This is a genomic window from Cellulomonas sp. P5_C5 (genome assembly GCF_054049655.1).
The window spans coordinates 1-19,769 of record NZ_JBFULY010000008.1 but is presented as its reverse complement, the minus strand read 5'-3'; the positions used below and the strand labels follow the sequence as shown (position 1 = coordinate 19,769).

At 73.3% G+C, this 19,769-nt stretch carries 19 protein-coding genes and 1 riboswitch; of the genes, 14 read left to right on the top strand and 5 right to left on the bottom strand.

Going from position 1 to position 19,769, the window contains the following annotated elements; genetic code table 11:
- Nucleotides 1-18 precede the first annotated feature (18 nt).
- On the bottom strand, nucleotides 19-711 hold the full coding sequence (locus tag ACXJKF_RS08985) for a uridine kinase (protein ID WP_456787394.1): 693 nt from the start codon (nucleotides 709-711) through the stop codon (nucleotides 19-21).
- Between the two features lie 224 nt (nucleotides 712-935).
- Here ACXJKF_RS08985 and sucC point away from each other — a divergent pair, with 224 nt between their 5' ends.
- From sucC to ACXJKF_RS08970, 3 genes are all read left to right on the top strand, one after another.
- On the top strand, nucleotides 936-2,117 hold the full coding sequence (sucC, locus tag ACXJKF_RS08980; protein ID WP_456787393.1) for an ADP-forming succinate--CoA ligase subunit beta: 1,182 nt from the start codon (nucleotides 936-938) through the stop codon (nucleotides 2,115-2,117).
- Between the two features lie 52 nt (nucleotides 2,118-2,169).
- The gene (sucD, locus tag ACXJKF_RS08975; protein WP_456787392.1) at nucleotides 2,170-3,045 is read left to right on the top strand and encodes a succinate--CoA ligase subunit alpha; all 876 of its coding nucleotides are present in this window, start codon (nucleotides 2,170-2,172) and stop codon (nucleotides 3,043-3,045) included.
- A 118-nt stretch (nucleotides 3,046-3,163) separates the two neighbouring features.
- Nucleotides 3,164-4,447, top strand: a complete 1,284-nt coding sequence (locus ACXJKF_RS08970; RefSeq protein ID WP_456787391.1) for a cell division protein PerM — start codon at nucleotides 3,164-3,166, stop codon at nucleotides 4,445-4,447.
- Between the two features lie 6 nt (nucleotides 4,448-4,453).
- Here ACXJKF_RS08970 and ACXJKF_RS08965 read toward each other — a convergent pair whose 3' ends face one another.
- The gene (locus tag ACXJKF_RS08965) at nucleotides 4,454-4,987 is read right to left on the bottom strand and encodes a hypothetical protein (protein WP_456787390.1); all 534 of its coding nucleotides are present in this window, start codon (nucleotides 4,985-4,987) and stop codon (nucleotides 4,454-4,456) included.
- Between the two features lie 77 nt (nucleotides 4,988-5,064).
- Here ACXJKF_RS08965 and purN point away from each other — a divergent pair, with 77 nt between their 5' ends.
- The gene (purN, locus tag ACXJKF_RS08960) at nucleotides 5,065-5,712 is read left to right on the top strand and encodes a phosphoribosylglycinamide formyltransferase (RefSeq protein ID WP_456787389.1); all 648 of its coding nucleotides are present in this window, start codon (nucleotides 5,065-5,067) and stop codon (nucleotides 5,710-5,712) included.
- Nucleotides 5,713-5,728: 16 nt separating this feature from the next.
- Nucleotides 5,729-5,816: riboswitch (ZMP/ZTP riboswitch) on the top strand.
- A gap of 37 nt (nucleotides 5,817-5,853) precedes the next feature.
- Nucleotides 5,854-7,446 (top strand): bifunctional phosphoribosylaminoimidazolecarboxamide formyltransferase/IMP cyclohydrolase, encoded by a 1,593-nt coding sequence (gene purH / locus ACXJKF_RS08955; RefSeq protein WP_456787388.1) that lies wholly within the window; start codon nucleotides 5,854-5,856, stop codon nucleotides 7,444-7,446.
- On the opposite strand, the gene ACXJKF_RS08950 is transcribed toward purH, so the two are convergent.
- A complete protein-coding gene (locus tag ACXJKF_RS08950; RefSeq protein WP_456787387.1) occupies nucleotides 7,443-8,708 on the bottom strand; it encodes an FAD-dependent oxidoreductase in 1,266 nt (421 codons plus the stop codon). The genes purH and ACXJKF_RS08950 overlap by 4 nt on opposite strands.
- A gap of 114 nt (nucleotides 8,709-8,822) precedes the next feature.
- On the opposite strand from ACXJKF_RS08950, the gene ACXJKF_RS08945 reads away from it, so the two are divergent.
- On the top strand, nucleotides 8,823-9,194 hold the full coding sequence (locus ACXJKF_RS08945; protein ID WP_456787386.1) for a DUF3017 domain-containing protein: 372 nt from the start codon (nucleotides 8,823-8,825) through the stop codon (nucleotides 9,192-9,194).
- 64 nt (nucleotides 9,195-9,258) lie between these two features.
- On the opposite strand, the gene ACXJKF_RS08940 is transcribed toward ACXJKF_RS08945, so the two are convergent.
- Entirely contained in the window at nucleotides 9,259-10,320 is a 1,062-nt protein-coding gene (locus tag ACXJKF_RS08940; protein ID WP_456787385.1) for an MIP family channel protein, read from the bottom strand.
- A 268-nt stretch (nucleotides 10,321-10,588) separates the two neighbouring features.
- Here ACXJKF_RS08940 and ACXJKF_RS08935 point away from each other — a divergent pair, with 268 nt between their 5' ends.
- The 4 genes from ACXJKF_RS08935 to ACXJKF_RS08920 all read left to right on the top strand — a co-directional run bounded on the left by ACXJKF_RS08935 (nucleotide 10,589) and on the right by ACXJKF_RS08920 (nucleotide 14,265).
- Nucleotides 10,589-11,806: an NADP-dependent isocitrate dehydrogenase gene (locus ACXJKF_RS08935; RefSeq protein WP_056585665.1), complete on the top strand. Its 1,218-nt coding sequence runs from the start codon at nucleotides 10,589-10,591 to the stop codon at nucleotides 11,804-11,806.
- Between the two features lie 105 nt (nucleotides 11,807-11,911).
- Nucleotides 11,912-12,901 (top strand): malate dehydrogenase, encoded by a 990-nt coding sequence (locus ACXJKF_RS08930; RefSeq protein WP_456787384.1) that lies wholly within the window; start codon nucleotides 11,912-11,914, stop codon nucleotides 12,899-12,901.
- Between the two features lie 2 nt (nucleotides 12,902-12,903).
- Nucleotides 12,904-13,293 (top strand): hypothetical protein, encoded by a 390-nt coding sequence (locus ACXJKF_RS08925; RefSeq protein ID WP_456787383.1) that lies wholly within the window; start codon nucleotides 12,904-12,906, stop codon nucleotides 13,291-13,293.
- Between the two features lie 84 nt (nucleotides 13,294-13,377).
- The gene (locus ACXJKF_RS08920) at nucleotides 13,378-14,265 is read left to right on the top strand and encodes a 3,4-dioxygenase subunit beta (protein WP_456787382.1); all 888 of its coding nucleotides are present in this window, start codon (nucleotides 13,378-13,380) and stop codon (nucleotides 14,263-14,265) included.
- Here the strand turns inward: ACXJKF_RS08920 and ACXJKF_RS08915 are convergent.
- On the bottom strand, nucleotides 14,244-14,903 hold the full coding sequence (locus ACXJKF_RS08915; RefSeq protein WP_456787381.1) for an alpha/beta fold hydrolase: 660 nt from the start codon (nucleotides 14,901-14,903) through the stop codon (nucleotides 14,244-14,246). The two genes, ACXJKF_RS08920 and ACXJKF_RS08915, sit on opposite strands and share 22 nt — an antisense overlap.
- Before the next feature lie 136 nt (nucleotides 14,904-15,039).
- Here ACXJKF_RS08915 and ACXJKF_RS08910 point away from each other — a divergent pair, with 136 nt between their 5' ends.
- Genes ACXJKF_RS08910 through ACXJKF_RS08895 form a run of 4 tightly spaced genes read left to right on the top strand, consistent with a single transcriptional unit; the run spans nucleotide 15,040 to nucleotide 19,752 of the window.
- Nucleotides 15,040-16,566 carry an ABC transporter ATP-binding protein gene (locus tag ACXJKF_RS08910; RefSeq protein ID WP_456787380.1) on the top strand — a complete coding sequence of 509 codons (1,527 nt, stop codon included), beginning with the start codon at nucleotides 15,040-15,042 and terminating at the stop codon, nucleotides 16,564-16,566.
- On the top strand, nucleotides 16,563-17,660 hold the full coding sequence (locus ACXJKF_RS08905; RefSeq protein ID WP_456787379.1) for an ABC transporter permease: 1,098 nt from the start codon (nucleotides 16,563-16,565) through the stop codon (nucleotides 17,658-17,660). The genes ACXJKF_RS08910 and ACXJKF_RS08905 overlap by 4 nt, the downstream gene beginning before the upstream one ends.
- A complete protein-coding gene (locus tag ACXJKF_RS08900) occupies nucleotides 17,657-18,568 on the top strand; it encodes an ABC transporter permease (RefSeq protein WP_456787378.1) in 912 nt (303 codons plus the stop codon). Before ACXJKF_RS08905 ends, ACXJKF_RS08900 begins: the two co-directional genes overlap by 4 nt.
- A 32-nt stretch (nucleotides 18,569-18,600) precedes the next feature.
- Nucleotides 18,601-19,752 carry a BMP family ABC transporter substrate-binding protein gene (locus tag ACXJKF_RS08895; RefSeq protein WP_456787377.1) on the top strand — a complete coding sequence of 384 codons (1,152 nt, stop codon included), beginning with the start codon at nucleotides 18,601-18,603 and terminating at the stop codon, nucleotides 19,750-19,752.
- Nucleotides 19,753-19,769: the final 17 nt, after the last annotated feature.

Here is a 19,769-nt window from a genome sequence, read left to right as displayed (position 1 = left end):
ACGCCGGAGGGCTCAGGGTCAGGGGTCGAGCATCACGCGCGGGCGGGTGAGGTTGCGGTTGTCGACGACGACCGTGGCGCGCGTCGCCGGGCGGCACGCGGCGAGGTAGTGGCGCTGCCCCTCGACGTAGCGCGCGTTCGCGGGGTGGGTCGGGTCCGGCGAGCACCCGTCGCGGACGGCCATGCGGGCGAACGTCTCGGCGAAGTCGACGTCCAGGTACACGGAGAAGTCCCACCAGGCGGCCAGCTCGTCGCGGTGCAGGAAGATCCCGTCGACGATGAGCACCGTGCTGTCGGTGCCGTGCTCGCGCGGGAGGTCGAGCGCCGTGTCGCTGGCGACGTCGCGGACGGCCCGGCGGAACCGGCGGGACCCGCCGGGCGCGAACGGCTCCAGGACCTGGGTGCGCAGCGCGTCGTAGTCGTAGGAGTCGGCCCAGAAGCCCTCGGGGGAGTGCCGGCCACGGCGGTAGCGCTCGTCGCGCGGGCGGTGGAACCCGTCGACGCTGATCCGCACGACGGTGCGGCCTGCCCGCAGCAGCTCGGCGGCGAGCTCGTCGGCGAAGACGGTCTTGCCCGCGCCGTCCATGCCGTCGATCCCGACCAGGACGGGCCGCCCGAGGGCTCGGGGGTCCGCGATGCGGTGCGCCACCTCGCGCAGGACGGCGAGGCGCGCGACCGATGCCGTGGGCGCCGTGTCCGAGGGCGCGCTCATCGGTCGCCGAGCAGTGCAGCCACGACCGTCACCGGATCCATGCGGGGAACGTAGCGGATCGGGACGATTCGGGGGAGGGGTTGCGGAGAATGTGTGGACGATCCGGCGTTGCGAACGCCACATCTCTCGATGTGAAGAGATCTCCGCGTGCCCGCTACCATCGACCGGGGCGTTTCGGCCGCACAGAGGCCGTCGAATGCCGGTGATGAGAGGACCCAGACCAGGTGGACCTGTTCGAGTACCAGGCACGTGACATCTTCGAGAAGCACGGCGTTCCCGTGCTCGGCGGCGTGGTCGCCACGACTCCCGAGGAGGCCCGCGCCGGCGCGGAGCAGCTCCTGGGCGGCCAGCCCGGCGTGGTCGTCGTGAAGGCGCAGGTCAAGGTCGGTGGCCGCGGCAAGGCCGGCGGCGTCAAGCTGGCCCGGTCCGCGGACGACGCGGCCGAGAAGGCCACCGAGATCCTCGGCATGGACATCAAGGGCCACACGGTCCACCGCGTGATGATCGCCGCGGGCGCCAAGATCGCGACCGAGTTCTACTTCTCCCTCCTGCTGGACCGCGCCGAGCGCCGCTACCTGGCCATGTGCTCGGTCGAGGGCGGCATGGACATCGAGCAGCTCGCGGTGGAGCGTCCCGACGCCCTGGCCAAGGTCGCGGTGGACCCGCGCACCGGCATCGACCAGGCGAAGGCCGACGAGATCGTCGCCGCCGCAGGGTTCGCGCCCGACATCGCCCCCAAGGTCGCCGCGGTCCTGCAGACGCTGTGGACCGTCTACCGCAGCGAGGACGCCACGCTCGTCGAGGTGAACCCGCTGGTCCTCACCGAGGACGGCGAGATCGTCGCGCTCGACGGCAAGGTCACGCTCGACGAGAACGCGGGCTTCCGCCACCCGGAGCACGCCGACCTCGAGGACGCCGCCGCGGCGGACCCGCTGGAGGCGCGCGCCAAGGAGAAGGACMTCAACTACGTCAAGCTCGACGGCGAGGTCGGGATCATCGGCAACGGCGCCGGGCTCGTGATGAGCACGCTCGACGTCGTCGCCTACGCCGGCGAGGCGCACGGCGGGGTCAAGCCCGCCAACTTCCTCGACATCGGTGGCGGCGCCAGCGCCGAGGTCATGGCCGCGGGCCTGGACATCATCCTCACGGACCCGCAGGTCAAGGCCGTGTTCGTGAACGTCTTCGGTGGCATCACGGCGTGCGACGCCGTCGCCAACGGCATCGTCGCGGCCCTCGAGATCCTCGGCGACGAGGCCTCCAAGCCGCTCGTCGTGCGCCTGGACGGCAACAACGTGGTCGAGGGTCGTCGCATCCTCGCCGAGGCCGGCCACCCGCTGGTCACGATCGCGGACACGATGGACGGCGGCGCCGACAAGGCGGCCGAGCTCGCCCACGCCGCGGCCTGAGCCCGCTGACCGAGACTGACTGAGACAGACCCAGAGAGAAGCAGACACCACCATGGCGATCTTCCTGACCGAGGCATCCAAGGTCATCGTCCAGGGCATGACGGGTTCCGAGGGCCAGAAGCACACGACCCGCATGCTCGCGTCCGGCACGTCCGTCGTCGGCGGGGTGAACCCTCGCAAGGCGGGGACCTCCGTCGCGTTCGGTGACACGGATGTCCCCGTGTTCGGCTCCGTCGCCGAGGCGATGGACGCCACCGGTGCGGACGTCTCCGTCGTCTTCGTGCCGCCGGCCCACACCAAGGCCGCGGTCGTCGAGGCGATCGAGGCGGGCATCCCGCTCGTCGTCATCATCACCGAGGGCGTCCCGGTGGCCGACACCGCCGAGTTCTTCGCGCTCGCGCTGGAGAAGAACGTGCGGCTCATCGGCCCCAACTGCCCCGGCCTGATCAGCCCCGGCAAGTCCAACGTGGGCATCATCCCGGCGGACATCACCGGCCCGGGCCGCGTGGGCCTGGTGTCGAAGTCGGGCACGCTGACCTACCAGATGATGTACGAGCTGCGGGACTTCGGGTTCTCCACGGCCATCGGCATCGGCGGTGACCCGATCATCGGCACCACGCACATCGACGCCCTCGCGGCGTTCKAGGCGGACCCMGACACCGAGGTCATCGTGATGATCGGTGAGATCGGCGGTGACGCCGAGGAGCGTGCCGCGGCGTACATCGCCGAGCACGTCACCAAGCCCGTCGTCGGCTACGTCGCCGGGTTCACGGCGCCCGAGGGCAAGACGATGGGCCACGCCGGCGCGATCGTCTCCGGCTCGTCGGGCACCGCGCAGGCCAAGAAGGAGGCCCTCGAGGCCGCGGGCGTCAAGGTCGGCAAGACGCCGTCCGAGACGGCCGAGCTCGCGCGCCAGCTGCTCGGCTGACACCCCACCCCGTCGACCCCGGTGAGCCGCGCTCACCGGGGTCGACGTGTCTGACCCGACAGCCGACGCGCCGCGCCGGGTTCGTCCTTCCGGCGAGCCCGGCAGGGACCATGGCACGGTGAGCGCCACCGGCCCCCGCACGGGGGGCACCCCCGTCGTCGACCGTCGCCGTCGCCGCACGCTGTCCGACGAGCCGGCGCCCACCTTCTTCACGAGCGCGCTCGACGGTGCGCCGCGCTGGGTCGCGGGCATCCTGTCCGCGCTGCAGGCCGCGCTGCTCTCGTTCCTGGTCCTGACGCTGCCCGCCGTCGCGGCCTACGTCGCGACGTCGGCGGACCCGTCCAACAGCGGGGTCGGCTGGTTCMGCTCGGTGGGCGTGGGCTCGTCGCTGTGGTTGCTCGGGCACGGGGTGCCCGCGCACGTCGGCCCCGTCGTGGTGACCCTCGTGCCGCTCGGGGTGACGCTGCTCGCGCTCTTCGTCTGCTACGCCTCGGCCCGCCGGTCGGGGCTGGCGACGTGGTCGGCGTACGCGGCGGGCGTGGGCACGTACACCCTCGTCGCCGTCCTGCTGGCGCTCGTCACGGGCGTCGCGGGGGCGGACCTGGCTCGTGCCCTGGTCGGAGGTGCGACGGTGTCCGCGGTCGGTCTCGGCGCCGGGCTGCTCGCGCGTCCCGAGGCGCCGTCGTGGCGAGCGCTCACCCGACCCGTGTGGTCCCGCTGCCCGTCACCCGTGCGGACCGGCGCCACCGGCGGGGTGCTCGCGTCGGCCGCGCTGGTGCTCGTCGCCGCCCTGCTGACCCTGCTGTGGATCGTGGCCGGCCGGGCCACCATCGGGGACGTCGTGCGGGGGCTCGGGCTGGACGCCGTCGGCGGCGCGGTGCTCGCGGTCGCCGAGCTGGCCTACCTGCCGAACCTGGTCGTCTGGGCGCTCGCGTGGCTGACGGGTGCCGGTTTCGCGGTCGGTGAGGGGACGCACTTCGCGCCCGACGACGTGGTCGGGGGTGCGCTGCCCGCGGTGCCGATGCTCGGCGCGCTCCCGTCCTCCGACGTGCTCGGACCGGCGACGAGCCTGGCCCCGCTCGTCCTGGTGGTGGTCGGCACCGTCGTGGGGCTCTACGTCCACCGCCGGCTGGTGCCGCAGCGGTGGTGGGACACGGCGCTCGCGTGCGCCACTGCCGCGACGTGCGCCACCGCCGTCGTCACGCTGCTCGTCACCCTGGCGAGTGGCGGGATCGGCTCCGACCGGCTGGCTGACGTCGGGGCGCAGGGCCTCGTCGTCGGGCTGCTTGCCGGTGCGGGTGTGCTGGTGGGGTCGCTGCTGGTGGCGCTGCCCAGCGACGCGCTTTTGCGGGCACAGCTCGGCCGCGCTCTGCGCGCGACCGTGCGGCGCGACGGGGACTGACGGCGGTCAGGACCCCGTGCCGCCGGGGTCCAGCCGGGTGCGGACCTCCTGCTCGTACTGCGACTCGCACGCGTTCGTCGCGCTGATGGTCAGCGCACGCTGCAGGCACTCCTGCCGGGCCTGCTGCACGGGCCAGAGCGTGAGCTGCACGCTCAGGTACAGCGTCCACACCAGCGCGAGGACCGAGCCGACGGCGAGCATGGGCACCAGGCCACGGCCCCGCGAGCGGACGGCGGCCACCAGGGCCCAGGCGCCGACGACGATCGCGGCGAGCGCGAAGACGAGCGAGGCCGCCTGCCAGGGGAGCGGCAGCGTCCCGACGAGCACCGAGCTGAGGATCAGCACGCCGAACAGGCGCGCGTGCTTGGTGGCGAGCGCCACGGCCTCCGGGTCCGGAGGCTCGGGCTGGGCGGCCACGGCGTTCTCCGGCCGCTGTGCGGGCRGCGGCCACTCGGGGGCGCCGTAGGCGCGGGGGGCATCCGTCTGCTCGCCGTCCGGCGGGCGCGGACGGTCCTCGGGCGGCGCGTACGGGTTGCTCACCCGTGCATTCTCGCGCACGAACGGCGGACGCCGGACGGTCCGGCCGCTCCGAGCCCCGCGCCGGTAGGGTCGGCCGCGTGACGCACGAGACGCCCCCGCGCCCCGCCCCGGCCACCCGCGAGTCCGGCCGGCTGGTCGTCCTCGTCTCGGGCACCGGCTCGAACCTGGCGGCGCTGCTGGCGGCCCACGACGACCCCGCCTACGGTGCGCGCGTCGTGGCGGTGGTCGCGGACCGACCGAACATCCGGGCGCTCGACATCGCGCGCGAGGCGGGCATCCCGACGGCGGTGGTGTCGGTCAAGGACTTCGACGACCGGGCGGCGTGGGACGCGGCGATCGCCGAGACGGTGGCGGTGTTCTCGCCCGACCTGATCGTGCTCGCCGGGTTCATGAAGCTCTTCGGTGCCACGTTCCTCGGCCGGTTCGGCGGGCGGATCGTCAACACCCACCCGGCGCTCCTGCCGTCGTTCCCCGGTGCGCACGGCGTGCGGGACGCGCTCGCGCACGGTGTGAAGGTCACCGGGTGCACGGTCATGGTCGTCGACGAGGGCGTCGACACCGGGCCGATCCTGGCGCAGGCGGCCGTCACGGTCCTGCCGGACGACGACGAAGGCACGCTGCACGAGCGGATCAAGGCGGTCGAGCAGCCGTTGCTGGTCGAGTGGGTCGGACGGATCGCGCGCGGCRGGCTGCGGGTCGACGGGCGGCACGCGATCGTCGGCTGACGCCTCGGCTAGACTCGGCCCCGGTCGTGACTGGCGCAGGTGGGCTCAACCACCGGGGAGCGGCCGCAGTGCCCCGCCTCGCACCGCCCGCCTGGGTGCATGGGTCCGCCCTAGCCGACCCTGCATCAGGAGCCGCCGCGCATGTCCTCCACCGAGAACCAGCGACCCGTCCGTCGCGCCCTCGTCAGCGTCTACGACAAGACCGGCCTGACCGACCTGGCTGCCGCGCTGCACGCCGCCGGTGTCGAGATCGTCTCCACCGGATCGACGGCCGCCACGATCGCCGGCACCGGCGTCCCGGTCACGCGCGTCGAGGAGCTCACCGGCTTCCCCGAGTGCCTCGACGGCCGCGTCAAGACGCTGCACCCGCGGGTGCACGCGGGCGTGCTCGCCGACACGCGGCTGCCGGAGCACCTGGCGCAGCTGGACGAGCTGGGCATCGCGCCGTTCGAGCTGGTCGTCGTGAACCTCTACCCGTTCACGGCCACGGTCGCGTCCGGCGCGGGGCCCGACGAGTGCGTCGAGCAGATCGACATCGGCGGCCCGTCGATGGTCCGCGCGGCCGCCAAGAACCACCCGAGCGTGGCCGTCGTCGTCGACCCCGCGCGCTACGACGAGGTCGTCGCCGCCGTCGGGGCCGGGGGCTTCACGCTGGCCGCCCGCCGCCTGCTCGCGGCGGACGCGTTCGCGCACACCGCCGCGTACGACGCCGCCGTCGCCAGCTGGTTCGCCGCCGACTACGCGCCCGACGAGCAGGCCGCCGACTCGGGCTTCCCGGCGTTCACGGGCACGACGTGGGTGCGCGGCGAGGTGCTGCGCTACGGCGAGAACCCGCACCAGCAGGCCGCGCTCTACCTGACGCCCGACGGCGCCGCGGGCCGCGGGCTGGCCGGCGCGCAGCAGCTGCACGGCAAGGCGATGAGCTACAACAACTACGTCGACGCCGACGCCGCGTGGCGCGCCGCGCACGACCACGCCGACCCCGCCGTCGCGATCATCAAGCACGCCAACCCGTGCGGCATCGCGGTGGGCGCCGACGTGGCCGACGCCCACGCGAAGGCGCACGCGTGCGACCCGGTCTCTGCGTTCGGCGGCGTCATCGCCACCAACCGGACCCTCACGGCCGCCGCGGCGGAGCAGATCGCGCCGGTGTTCACCGAGGTCGTCGTCGCCCCCGGCTTCGAGCCCGAGGCTCTCGAGATCCTCGCGCGCAAGAAGAACATCCGGCTCCTGCAGGTGGCCCCGGTGGACGGCGTGCGCACCGAGCGGCGTGCCGTCAGCGGCGGCCTGCTCGTCCAGGAGCTCGACCAGGTGGACGCCCCCGGCGACGACCCGTCGGCCTGGACGCTGGCGGCCGGTGCTGCTGCCGACGACGCCACGCTCGTCGACCTGACGTTCGCCTGGCGGGCCGTGCGCGCCGTGAAGTCGAACGCGATCCTGCTCGCCGACGCGGGAGCGTCCGTGGGCGTCGGGATGGGACAGGTCAACCGCGTGGACTCGTGCCGGCTCGCGGTCGAGCGCGCCAACGCCGGGGACGCCGAGCGCGCCCGGGGTGCCGTGGCGGCCTCGGACGCGTTCTTCCCGTTCGCCGACGGTGCCCAGGTGCTCATCGACGCCGGCGTGCGGGCCATCGTGCAGCCGGGCGGGTCGGTCCGGGACGAGGAGGTCATCGCCGCGGCGCAGGCTGCCGGCGTGACGCTCTACCTGACAGGCACGCGGCACTTCGCGCACTAGACGACGGAGGCCTCCCGCAGGGGCCGCCCCGGGTCGCGCGCCAGCGTGCGGTCGAGCCGGGGCAGTCCCGGCGCGGTGAACAGCCTGCGAGCCGCGCCGACGTCGCGCGGGCGGTCGACGGTGAGGATCGCGCCGACCTCGTCGGAACCCCGCCGGAACCACAGCGCGCCCCAGCCGTCGCCGTCGGCGGGGACGCCGCGCAGGACGACCTCGTCGTCGATGTGCGGGCTGCCGAACAGGGCCAGCTCGTGGCCCAGCTGCGTGGAGAACACGTAGGGCGCCACGTCGGTGGTCCCCGGGTCGCCCAGCAGGTCGGCGACGAGCGCGGCGGGTCCCCGCAGCGCGCCGTCCCAGTGCCCGCCGGGCACCCAGCCGTGCCGGGAGGACCGGCGCAGCGCGACGTCCCCGACCGCCCGCACGCTGCCGGGTGCGCCGACCACCCGGTGGTGCTCGTCGACCCGCAGCGAGCCGTCCTGCTCGAGGGGGAGCGCACCGGCCAGCCAGCCGGTGCTCGGGCGCGCCCCCACCGCCGCGAGCACGACGTCGGCGGCGACCATCTTGCCGTCCGCGAGGCTCACACCGTTGGTGCCGACCTCGACGACGTGCTCGCCGGTCAGCAGCCGGACACCGGCCGCGGCGTACCAGGGGACCGTCAGCTCCCCGACGGTGGGGCCGAGCGCCGCCACGAGCGGGGCACCGTTCGCCTCGACCACCACGACGTCGACCCCCGCGGCGGCGGCGACACCGGCCACCTCCGCGCCGATCCACCCCGCGCCGATCACGACGAGCCGGGCGCCGGGCGCCAGTGCCGCCCGGAGCCGCTCCGCGTCGGCGGCGGTGTGCAGGGTCAGGGCAGCCTCCCAGCCCGGCGGCCGGACGGCGTGGGCGCCGCTGGCCACGACGAGGGCGTCGGCGCTCAGGGGGCCGTCGTCGGTGAGCACCTCCGGTCGCGCCCCGGACAGGGAGAGCGCACGTGCCGGGCTGCTCAGACGGACCTCGTCCGCGAGCGTGAGCAGGTCGGCGCCGAGCTCGTCGGCGAGCCACGTCGGCCGCGGCCGGTCCAGGAGGTGCTTCGACAGCGGCGGCCGGTCGTACGGGGCGACGCCCTCGGCGCCGAGCACCGTGACCCGTCCGTCGTACCCCCGCTCCCGCAGCGCGGCGACCGTCTGGGTGGCGGCGAGACCCGCCCCGACGACGAGCACGTCACCGGGTGGTCGGGCGTCAGCGGCGCCGCTGCGGTCGTCGTGGGTCCGGGCGGTCACCTCGCAACGGTAGTCTCCCGTCGGGGAGGCACGAGCGAGATGGTGAAGGAGCGCATGAGCGGGGCAGCCGAGGTACGCCGCGTCGCTGGCGCTCACCCGCACACTGCCGAACCCGTGCGCCGGGAGGCCCCGCTGCCCGACCAGCCGGCTCCCGACCAGCCGCCCGCGACCGGCCCGATCCCGGTCGAGCAGGCACCCCTGGACCCGCGCGCCATCGCCCGGGCGTCGCTCGACGCCGCACGCAACGTGTCGCTGTGGTGGACCAGCTCCGGCATCGTCGTCGCCACGGTCGTGGCGCTCGTCGTCGGCACGCGGGCGGGTGCGTTCGTGCTCGCCGGTGTCGTGCTGGTGTGCGCCGTGGTCCGCGCCGTGCTGCCGTCGCCCGGGCCGGTCGCGATCACCGTGCGGGCGAAGGCCCTGGACGTCGCCGTGCTCGTCCTGCTGGGGGCGGGCCTGGCCGTGCTCGCGCAGATCCTGCCCCGCTGACACGCACGGACGCCCGGGACCGTGAAGGTCCCGGGCGTCCGGTTCGTGCGGGGTCAGCTGGGCGTCAGCGCTCCGTCACCACGAGGACGTCGTCCGTCGTGACGTACGCGTCGTCCTCCTCGAGCAGGTTGTCCTCCACCGGCTCGGCGGCGAACGCCCGGTAGACCAGGCCGGCCAGCGCCGCACCGACGATCGGGGCGACCCAGAACAGCCAGAGCTGGCTCAGCGCCCAGCTGTCGGAGAAGATCGCCGACGCCGTCGAGCGGGCCGGGTTGAGCGACGCGTTCGTGACCGGGATGGCGACGATGATAAGCACGGCCAGCGACAGGCCGATGGCGAACGGCGCCTGCTTGTTGGCCGAGCGGCGGTCCGTGGCGCCCAGGATGACGCCGACGAACACGGCGGTGACGACGATCTCGACGAGCAGCGCGCTCACCAGGGAGAACTCGACCTGACCGCCCGAGATCCCGCTCAGCGGCGAGTGCGCGGCGTAGCCGTTGGACACCGACGAGAAGAACGACCGGGTCGTGGCCGAGCCGCTGGCGTCGATCAGGCCGGGGAGCTTCGACGGGACCGAGATGAACAGGACCGCTGCGGCGAGGATGCCGCCGACCAGCTGCGCGAGCCAGTAGGGCAGTACGTCCTTCCACGGGGTCCGGCCGCCGATGGCGGCACCGATCGTGACGGCCGGGTTGAAGTGGCCGCCTGAGATGTGCCCGACGGCGATGGCGCTCGCGAGCACCGCGATGCCGAAGCCCAGGGCGACGGTGATGGTGCCGCCGCCGATGCTGGGCAGGCCGGCGTACAGCGCGATGCCGAGGCCCACGAGCACCAGCGTGAACGTGCCGAAGGCCTCCGCGCCCAGGCGGGCGACCAGGCTCGGTCCGGTCACGACGACCGTGCCCGCCGGGACGACGTACGCGTCGAGCTCCTCGACGACGACGTCCTCGTCGGCGTCGGGGGTGGCGACCGGCTCTTCGACGGGCTCAGCGACCGGTGCAGCGGCGGGCGCGGCGGCGTCGGCGGCTGCTGCGGCCGTCGCCTCCTCGGGTGCGGGCGTGCCGGCGGCGGTGGCCTCGTCGGGCTCCGGGGAGCCAGCGGCCTTGTCGGGGTTGTCCTGTGACATGTCGATCCTGTCGTGAGTAACCGTCGATGGAAGGGCGGTGCGCGCGGAGCCTGCCACGTCCGGCTGTGCGGTCGTGGTGACGCGGTGAGCAGCGTCTCGCCCCTGGTGGGTGCCAGCATGCCAGTACTGGTGTCATCGGTCACGGTGCGCGCCGAGGGGCGGACTCACGCAGATCTCTCGACGTCGAGTAATCTTGTCCCCGGACCCGCGCCGGCACCCCGCATCACGTGCCGTGCCCCCTTCCGTCCCCAGCACAGGAGATCCCCGCATGGCGAAGATCAAGGTTGTCGGCCCGGTCGTCGAGCTCGACGGCGACGAGATGACGCGCATCATCTGGCAGTTCATCAAGGACCGCCTGATCCACCCGTACCTCGACATCGACCTGCGCTACTACGACCTGTCGATCCAGCACCGCGACGCCACCGACGACCAGGTGACGATCGACGCGGCGAACGCCATCAAGGAGCACGGCGTCGGCGTCAAGTGCGCGACGATCACGCCCGACGAGGCGCGGGTCGAGGAGTTCGGCCTGAAGAAGATGTGGGTCTCGCCCAACGGCACCATCCGCAACATCCTCGGCGGCGTCGTCTTCCGCGAGCCCATCATCATCAGCAACATCCCGCGCCTGGTGCCGGGCTGGAACAAGCCGATCATCATCGGCCGTCACGCCCACGGCGACCAGTACAAGGCGACCAACTTCAAGGTCCCCGGCGCCGGCACGCTGACGCTGACGTACACCCCCGCGGACGGCTCCGAGCCGATCAACCAGACGGTCGTCACGTACCCCGACGGCGGTGGCGTCGCGATGGGCATGTACAACTTCAACGACTCGATCCGCGACTTCGCGCGCGCCTCGTTCGCCTACGGCCTGCAGCGCGGCTACCCGGTGTACCTGTCGACGAAGAACACGATCCTCAAGGCCTACGACGGCGCGTTCAAGGACATCTTCCAGGAGGTCTTCGACGCCGAGTACGCCGCCGACTTCGCGGCCGCCGGACTGACGTACGAGCACCGCCTCATCGACGACATGGTCGCCGCGGCCATGAAGTGGGAGGGCGGCTACGTCTGGGCCTGCAAGAACTACGACGGCGACGTGCAGTCCGACACCGTGGCCCAGGGCTTCGGCTCGCTCGGCCTCATGACGTCCGTGCTCATGACGCCCGACGGCAAGACGGTCGAGGCCGAGGCGGCCCACGGCACCGTGACGCGCCACTACCGCCAGCACCAGGCCGGCAAGCCGACGTCGACCAACCCGATCGCGTCGATCTACGCCTGGACCGGTGGCCTGAAGCACCGCGGCAAGCTGGACAGCACGCCCGAGGTCACGCAGTTCGCGGAGACGCTCGAGCAGGTCGTCATCGAGACGGTCGAGTCGGGCGCCATGACCAAGGACCTCGCGGCCCTCGTCGGCCCCGACCAGGCGTGGCAGACCACCGAGGAGTTCCTCGCGACGCTCGACGCCAACCTGGCGGCCAAGCTCGCCTGAGCCAGTCTCGTCCGGACGGCGTCCACCCTTGTCAGGGTGGGCGCCGTCCGTCGTCTGCGGGGTAGCGTGAGGTCGCCGTCGTCGCCGATCGAAGGAGCCCGTTCCGTGGCCAGCTCGCCCGTCACCGTCACCGTCACCGGAGCCGCCGGGCAGATCGGCTACGCGCTGCTCTTCCGCATCGCGTCCGGCCAGCTGCTCGGCGCCGACACGCCCGTCCGCCTGCGCCTGCTGGAGATCCCGCAGGCCGTCAAGGCCGCGGAGGGCACCGCGATGGAGCTCGACGACTGCGCGTTCACCACGCTGGACAGCGTCGAGATCTACGACGACGCCACAGCCGCGTTCGACGGCGTCAACGTCGCACTGCTGGTGGGTGCGCGCCCGCGCACGGCCGGCATGGAGCGCGGCGACCTGCTCTCGGCCAACGGCGGCATCTTCAAGCCCCAGGGGGCGGCCATCAACGCCGGTGCCGCCGACGACGTGCGGGTGCTGGTCGTCGGGAACCCCGCCAACACGAACGCGTTCATCGCGGCGTCGCACGCGCCGGACGTGCCGCGCGAGCGCTTCACGGCGATGACGCGCCTGGACCACAACCGTGCGGTCTCGCAGCTGGCGACCAAGACCGGTGCGGCCGTCGCGGACATCGCGCGCCTGACCATCTGGGGCAACCACTCGGCGACGCAGTACCCGGACCTGTCGCACGCCACGGTCGGCGGGCGGCCCGCGCTCGAGGTCGTCGGCGACGACGCGTGGGTGCGCGACACGTTCATCCCGACCGTGGCCAAGCGGGGCGCGGCGATCATCGAGGCGCGCGGCGCGTCGTCGGCGGCCTCCGCGGCGAACGCGGCGATCGACCACGTGCACACCTGGGTGCACGGCACGCCCGCKGGTGACTGGACCTCCGCCGGGATCGTCTCCGACGGCTMCTACGGGGTGCCCGAGGGGCTCATCTCGTCCTTCCCGGTGACCTCGGTCGACGGCCGCTGGCAGATCGTCCCGGACCTGTCGGTCGACGAGTTCTCGCGGTCCCGGATCGACGCGTCCGTCGCGGAGCTCGTCGAGGAGCGCGACGCGGTGCAGGCCTTGGGCCTGCTCTGACCTTGTGGGCCGAGGAGGTCCGCGCCCCGCTCCCGGGTACGGGCGTCGGGGCGTTCCTCGGCTGGGTGCTGCTCGGTGCCGGGATCGGCGCGGGCCTGGGGCTCGGGATCCCGGGCGGGCTGTTCGTGGCGCTCGCGCTGCTGCTGGTCGGGGGTCTGCTCGTCGTGCGGCAGGGGCTGCGTCCGGCGCAGCTCGGCGTGGTCACCGGCCTGGCTGCCCTCCCGTTCGCGCTCGCGTGGCTGAACCGGCACGGTCCGGGGCCGTTCTGCACCGGGGGCGTGACCGGCGCGTCCGCGTGCGTCGTGGAGGCGAACCCGTGGCCGTACGTGCTCGTGGGCCTCGCCGTGGCGGTCGTCGGGGTGGTGCTGTTCGTCCGCACCCGCAGGGTCTGAGGCGCGGCACAGCGCGCTCCTAGGTTGGCCGCGCAGCATGGGGGCAGAAGGCTCGCGCCCGCGGGCCCGGACCGGAGGTCGGACATGACGCGCGTTCCCGAGGCCGTCCCGTCGGACGGCGGCCCTACGTACCAGGGGCGGCTGCTGGTGCGTCCGGACGAGGAGGTCGTCGACCAGGGGCTCCCGTTCGACGTGGGAACCCTGGTGACGCGCCGCGCGGTGCTGTCGCTGCTCGGCGTCACCGCGCTCGCCGCGTGCACGCCCTCGCCTGCGACGCAGACGGCCTCCGGCGGTGAGATCCCCGACGAGACCGCCGGGCCGTACCCCGGGGACGGGTCCAACGGACCGGACGTGCTCGAGCAGTCGGGTGTGGTCCGCAGCGACCTGCGCAGCAGCATCGACGGGTCGGCCACCGCCGAGGGCGTGGCCATGACGCTCACCCTGACCGTCCTGGACATGGCCCGCGGCGACGTGCCGTTCGAGGGGGCGGCGGTGTACGTGTGGCACTGCGACCGCGACGGCGGGTACTCGCTGTACTCGCCGGGGCTGGAGGACGTGACGTACCTGCGGGGCGTCCAGGTGGCTGGCCCGGACGGGACCGTGACGTTCAGCAGCGTCTTCCCGGCCTGCTACACCGGTCGCTGGCCGCACGTGCACTTCGAGGTGTACCCCGACGTCGACGCGATCACGGACGCGACGAACGCCGTCGCGACCTCGCAGGTCGCGCTGCCGCAGGACGTGTGCGACACGGTGTACGCCACACCAGGCTACGAGGGGTCCGTCACGACGCTGTCGTCGCTGACGCTGGCGACGGACGACGTGTTCGGCGACGACGGGGGCGTCGACCAGCTGGGCACCGTCACCGGCGACGTCGACGCGGGGTTCCGGGTGTCGCTCGTGGTGCGGGTCGACACCGGCACCGTCCCGTCCGGGGGCGGGGGTGCCGGAGGTCAGCCGGGCGGGCGGGGCTGAGCGCCCGCTCCCTCGACGACCGAGCGGATCACGGCGACCAGCGCCGCCGGGTCGTCGTGCTGGACGAAGTGCCCGGTGCCGGGCAGGACGCGCACCTCGACGTTGAGCAGGTGGTGCAGCGCCCGGGCCGCGTCGTGCCGGGCCGGCGATGAGAGCTCCCCGACCGTGACCACGACGGCGCCCTGCCCCGGGTGCAGGGGAGCGGGCTCGAACCGGCGGAACATCGCGAGGTCGCGGGCGACCGCGTCCTGGTCGGCGGGTGCCATCGCCGGCGTCCACGAGGGTCCGTAGAGCGCGGCGCCGAAGCCGGGGACACCCCCGGAGGTGAAGCCGGCGACGACGTGGTCGAGCAGGCCGGGGACGAGCGACCCGACCGCCGGCTCGTGCAGGACGGCACCGGCGAGCGGCCGGTCCGAGGCGAGGGCGAGGGCGAGGGTCGCGCCGCCGGAGACGCCCACGACGACCGCGCCGTCAGCGAGCCCGGCGAGGGCGTCGAGCTCGGTGGTGAGGTCGCCGCTGCTCGCCCGGTCGGGGACGACGACGTCGAGGCCGTCGTCCCGCAGGAGGTCGCACACCGGGTCCCAGATCCGCGACGTCGTCGCTGCTCCGTGCACGAGGAGCACGCGCGGGGTCGCCATGGCGTGAGCGTAGGCGCCGTCCCAGGTCAGACACGCAAGTGTTACGTATGTCGCGAATGTCCGAAACATCGCGCTCCTAGCCTCCCGTAATGGATACGCGAGCGGATACGGCTCTGGATACGCAGCGGCCACGCGCATGACCACCGACGCCGTCGCCCGCGCCCGAGGTCGGGTGGGCAAGCCCGCCGCGCTCCTCGAGGTGCGCAGCCTGTCCAAGCGGTTCGGCGAGGTGCAGGCCAACTGGGACGTGGACCTCACCGTCCTGCCCGGGACCGTGCACGGCCTGATCGGGGAGAACGKGGCCGGCAAGAGCACGTTGCTCAAGATGATCTACGGCGTCTACACCCCTGACGAGGGGCGCATGTTCGTCGACGGCGCCCCCGTGTCACCGGGCAGCCCCGCCGACGCACGAGCGCTCGGTATCGGCATGGTGTTCCAGGACCTGCGGCTGGTGCCCGCGCTGACGGTCGCGGAGAACATCGCACTCGCCCTGCCGGACGGGCCGACCCTGCGCCTGGCCCGGCTGGCCGCCCGGATCACGGAGGCGTCGGAGGCGTACGGGCTCGCCGTCGACCCGTCCGCGAAGGTCCGGCACCTGTCGATCGGCGAGCGGCAGCGTGCGGAGATCCTCAAGGTCCTCATGACGGGAGCCCGGCTGGTCATCCTCGACGAGCCGACGAGCGTGCTGGCGCCGCAGGAGGTCGAGGCGCTGTTCGGCGTCGTCGCGCAGCTGCGTGACCGGGGCCTCGGCGTGGTGCTGGTGACGCACAAGCTGGGCGAGGTCCGCACGATCGCCGACCAGGTGACCGTGCTCCGCGGCGGGCAGGTGATCCTCAACGCCGAGGACCCCGGGAACTTCTCCGACGCCGAGCTGGTCGAGGCGATGGTGGGCCGGCGGGTGCCGCCGCTCGCGGTGGAACGCGTCGCGGTGCCGCCGCGCGAGCGTGCCGTGCTGGAGCTCCAGGGCGCCACGGCGCTCGGCGACCGCGGGCACGTCGCGCTCAAGGGAGTGGACCTCGAGGTGCACCCGGGCGAGCTGGTCGGTGTCGCCGGGGTCGCGGGGAGCGGGCAGAAGGAGCTGTGCGAGGTCGCGCTCGGGCTGCGGCCGGTGACGTCGGGCTCGGTCCGCGTCGGTGAGTCGGTGCCGGGGCTGACCGGTGCGGTCGCCGTGCCCGAGGACCCGGTCGTGGACTCGGTCGTGCCGGGGCTCACGGTGCTGGAGCACATGGTGCTCGACGGCCGGGCCGTACCGCGCCGCGGGCTGGGGATCGACTGGCCGGCCGTCGGCGCGCGGACCGCGGTGCTCGACGAGCGCGTCGGCCTGCACATGGCGCCCACCAAGCGGACCCTCTCGTCCCTGTCGGGCGGCAACATCCAGCGCGTCCTGCTGACGCGCGAGCTGGGCCAGGACGCGTCGCTCGTCGTCGCGGCGTACCCGAGCCGCGGGCTCGACGTCGCGAACACCCGCCGCACGCAGGAGCTGCTGCTGGAGCACCGCGCCCGGGGCGCCGGGGTGCTCATGGTCTCGGAGGACCTCGACGAGCTCATCGCCGTGGCCGACCGGATCGCCGTCATGCACGACGGGCACCTGGTCGGGGTCGTCGACACCGCGGGTGCCGACCGGATGTCCATCGGACGACTGATGCTCGGAGGCGTGGCATGAGCCAGGAAGTCGAGAAGTCGGCGCCACCGCTCCCGCCACCGCCCGCACCGCCGAGCACGGCCGGCCGGGGACGGTTCCTGAGCCGGGGCTCCACCCTGCTGCGGTGGATCGGTGCCCTGATCGCAGGACTCGTGGTGTTCGGGGCGTTCGTGCTGGCCAACGGTGCCGACCCGTTCGCGGTCTACGCCGACATCTGGACGTCGACCCTCACGCAGCCGGGACAGTTCCAGCAGATCGTGCTGCGGGCCGCACCCATCGCGCTCGCCGGGCTGGCCGTCGTCGTGCCCGCCCGCGCCGGCCTGGTGAACGTCGGTGGTGAGGGGCAGCTGATCATCGGGGCCGTCGCAGCCGCCGGGGTGGCGCTGTGGCTCACGCCGGTCGCGTCACCGTGGCTCGTMCTGCTGCTGATGGTCCTGGCCGCGATGGTGGCGGGCGCCGCGTGGGCCGGGATCGCCGCGGCCATGCGCCTCGTCGTGAAGGTCAACGAGGCCGTCACCACGCTGCTGCTCAACTACGTCGCGCTGTACTCGATGCTCTTCCTCATCCTCGGACCCTGGAAGGACCCGGCGGCCCTCGGGCAGTCCACGAGCGTCGAGCTCAACGACGCGATGAAGCTCCCGGTGTTCGCCGGGACCGCGATCCACGTCGGGGTGGCCCTCGCGGTGGTCGCCGCCGGGGCCGTCTGGTTCGCCCTGTCCCGCACGACGTGGGGCTTCCGGCTGTCGGTGGTCGGCGGCAACGCGGAGGCCGCGCGCCGGGCGGGGCTGCCGGTGGTCACGCTGCTGCTCACCGCGCTGCTCATCGGCGGTGCGCTGGCCGGCCTGGCGGGCTTCATCCAGCTCGCCGGGATGGAGTACAAGCTGCGGCCGACCTTCGGCCTGACCATCGGCTACGTCGCGTTCCTGGCCAGCTGGCTGTCGCGGCACAAGCCCTTGCCGCTGCTGGTCGCGTCGCTCGTGCTCGCCGCGATCGCCGTCTCGGGGAACAGCCTCCAGATCGGCTCGGGCCTGCCGGCCGCGAGCGTCAACATCCTCATGGGTCTGGTGCTGCTGGCCGTCCTCGGCTGGACCAGCCCGCGGAAGGTGCGCTCGTGATCATCGACATCCTGGCCGGGGCGGTCCGCGGCGGCACGTCCATCATGTACGCCGGCCTGGGGGAGACGATCTCCGAGCGGGGCGGCGTGATCAACCTCGGCACCGAGGGGGCGATGCTGCTCGGGGCCCTCGGCGGGTACGCCGTGACCGCGGAGACCGGGAACCCGTGGCTGGGCGTCCTCGGCGGCGCGCTCGCGGGTGCCCTGCTGAGCCTGATGCACGCGGTCCTGGTGGTCAGCCGGCGCGCCAACCAGTTCGCCAGCGGCCTCACGCTCTACTTCCTGGCCCTCGGGGTGACCGCGCTGTTCGGCGTCGGCTACGTGAGCCGGCAGATCAACGCGTTCACGCCCGTCCCCGTGCCCGGCCTGAGCGCGATCCCCGGGATCGGCCCGATCCTGTTCGACCACGACCCGCTGGTGTACATCGCGTACGTCGCGGCGCCCGTCATCTGGTGGGTGCTCTTCCGCACCCGCGTCGGCCTCCTGGTCCGCACGGCCGGTGAGCGCACCGAGGCGCTCGAGGTGCACGGGTACTCCGTCAAGGCCGTCCGCTACTGCGCGACCGTCGCGGGTGGCGCGCTGGCCGGCATCGGGGGCGCGCACATCTCCATCGCGTACGCCAACAGCTGGTTCGAGAACATGATCGCCGGCCGCGGGTTCATCGCCGTGGCCCTGGTGATCTTCGCGATGTGGAACCCCATCCGGATCATGGCCGGCGCGTACCTGTTCGGTGCCGCGCTGTCGCTGGCGTCCGTGCTGCAGACCTCGGGCATCGCCGTGAACCAGTTCGCGCTGAACGCCGTGCCCTTCGTCCTCACGCTCGTCGTCCTGGCGGTGCTGGGCCGCCGCACGATGCTCGCCGCCCCGGACGAGCTGCTCAAGGTGTTCGACAACAGCCGCACCACCTGATGGTCCCCGCCCCCCCGAACAGAAGGATCACCATGCGCCTCACCAGAACAGCCCGCGTGTGTCTCGTCGCGGCGGTGGTAGCGGTCCTCGCCGCGTGCAGCCCTGCCGTCACCGCCCCCGACAGCGAAGGCTCCGCCCCCGCCGGTGACTCGGCCCCGGGCGCGGACGCCACGACGGTCGGTGTCATCGCCGTCGGGCCGAAGGACGACTTCGGCTACAACCAGGCCGTCTTCCAGGGTGTCGAGGCGCTGCGCGAGGAGTTCCCCGACCTCGACGTCCTCGAGGCCTACAACATCCCCGAGGACGACACGGCCGCCACGACGATGGAGAGCATGGTCGCGCAGGGGGCGACGATCATCTTCGCCACCAGCTACGGCCACCTGGACGCCGCCAAGCAGGTGGCGGAGGCGCACCCCGAGGTCGTCGTCGTCCACCAGGGTGGGCTGCTCGACCCGGTGCCCGCCAACATGGGGACGTACTTCGGGAGCGTGTTCGAGCCCGTGTACCTCGCGGGCATCGCCGCGGGAGCCGCGACGCAGACCGGGAAGCTGGGCTACGTCTACGCCATCCCGATCCCGCAGACGCTCGCCAACATCAACGCGTTCACACTCGGCGCCCAGTCGGTGCGTCCGGACGTCGAGGTCGTCGCGGTCTCGACCACCAGCTGGTGCGACCCGGCCACCCAGGCGGACCGGGTGGCGTCGCTGCTCAGCTCCGGTGTCGACGTGATGACGCAGCACCAGGACTGCACCAAGACGATCATCGAGGCCACGGAGGCCGCCGGCGCGTACACCGTCGGCTACCACGCCGACGCGTCGTCCCTGGCTCCCGAGGGCTGGCTCACGGGGTCCGAGTGGGACTGGGGTCCGCTGTACACGGACATCGTGCAGACGGCGATCGACGGCGACTTCACGGGCAGCGAGTACAACGCCAACTACCGCGCGAACATGGCCAGCGGCGCGAACCCCTTCGTGGCCTCGGCCTTCGGGCCCAGCGTCACCGAGGAGACCCAGGCGCTCATCGCCGCCGCGGCCGCGGACCTCGAGGCGGGTGGCAGCCCGTTCGTCGGACCGGTCACCGCGCAGGACGGGACCGTCATGGTGCCCGAGGGTGACACGCCGCCGATCGAGACCATCGAGCAGATGGACTACTTCGTGCAGGGCGTGACCGGCACGGTCTCCTGACCCTTGACGGGGGCCGG

Coding starts and splice junctions, on each gene's coding strand:
- ACXJKF_RS08985 (WP_456787394.1), bottom strand. CDS start 711: ATGAGCGCGCCCTCGGACACGGCGCCCACGGCATCGGTCGCGCGCCTC.
- purH (WP_456787388.1), top strand. CDS start 5,854: ATGTCCTCCACCGAGAACCAGCGACCCGTCCGTCGCGCCCTCGTCAGC.
- ACXJKF_RS08940 (WP_456787385.1), bottom strand. CDS start 10,320: ATGTCACAGGACAACCCCGACAAGGCCGCTGGCTCCCCGGAGCCCGAC.
- ACXJKF_RS08935 (WP_056585665.1), top strand. CDS start 10,589: ATGGCGAAGATCAAGGTTGTCGGCCCGGTCGTCGAGCTCGACGGCGAC.
- ACXJKF_RS08920 (WP_456787382.1), top strand. CDS start 13,378: ATGACGCGCGTTCCCGAGGCCGTCCCGTCGGACGGCGGCCCTACGTAC.
- ACXJKF_RS08915 (WP_456787381.1), bottom strand. CDS start 14,903: ATGGCGACCCCGCGCGTGCTCCTCGTGCACGGAGCAGCGACGACGTCG.
- ACXJKF_RS08895 (WP_456787377.1), top strand. CDS start 18,601: ATGCGCCTCACCAGAACAGCCCGCGTGTGTCTCGTCGCGGCGGTGGTA.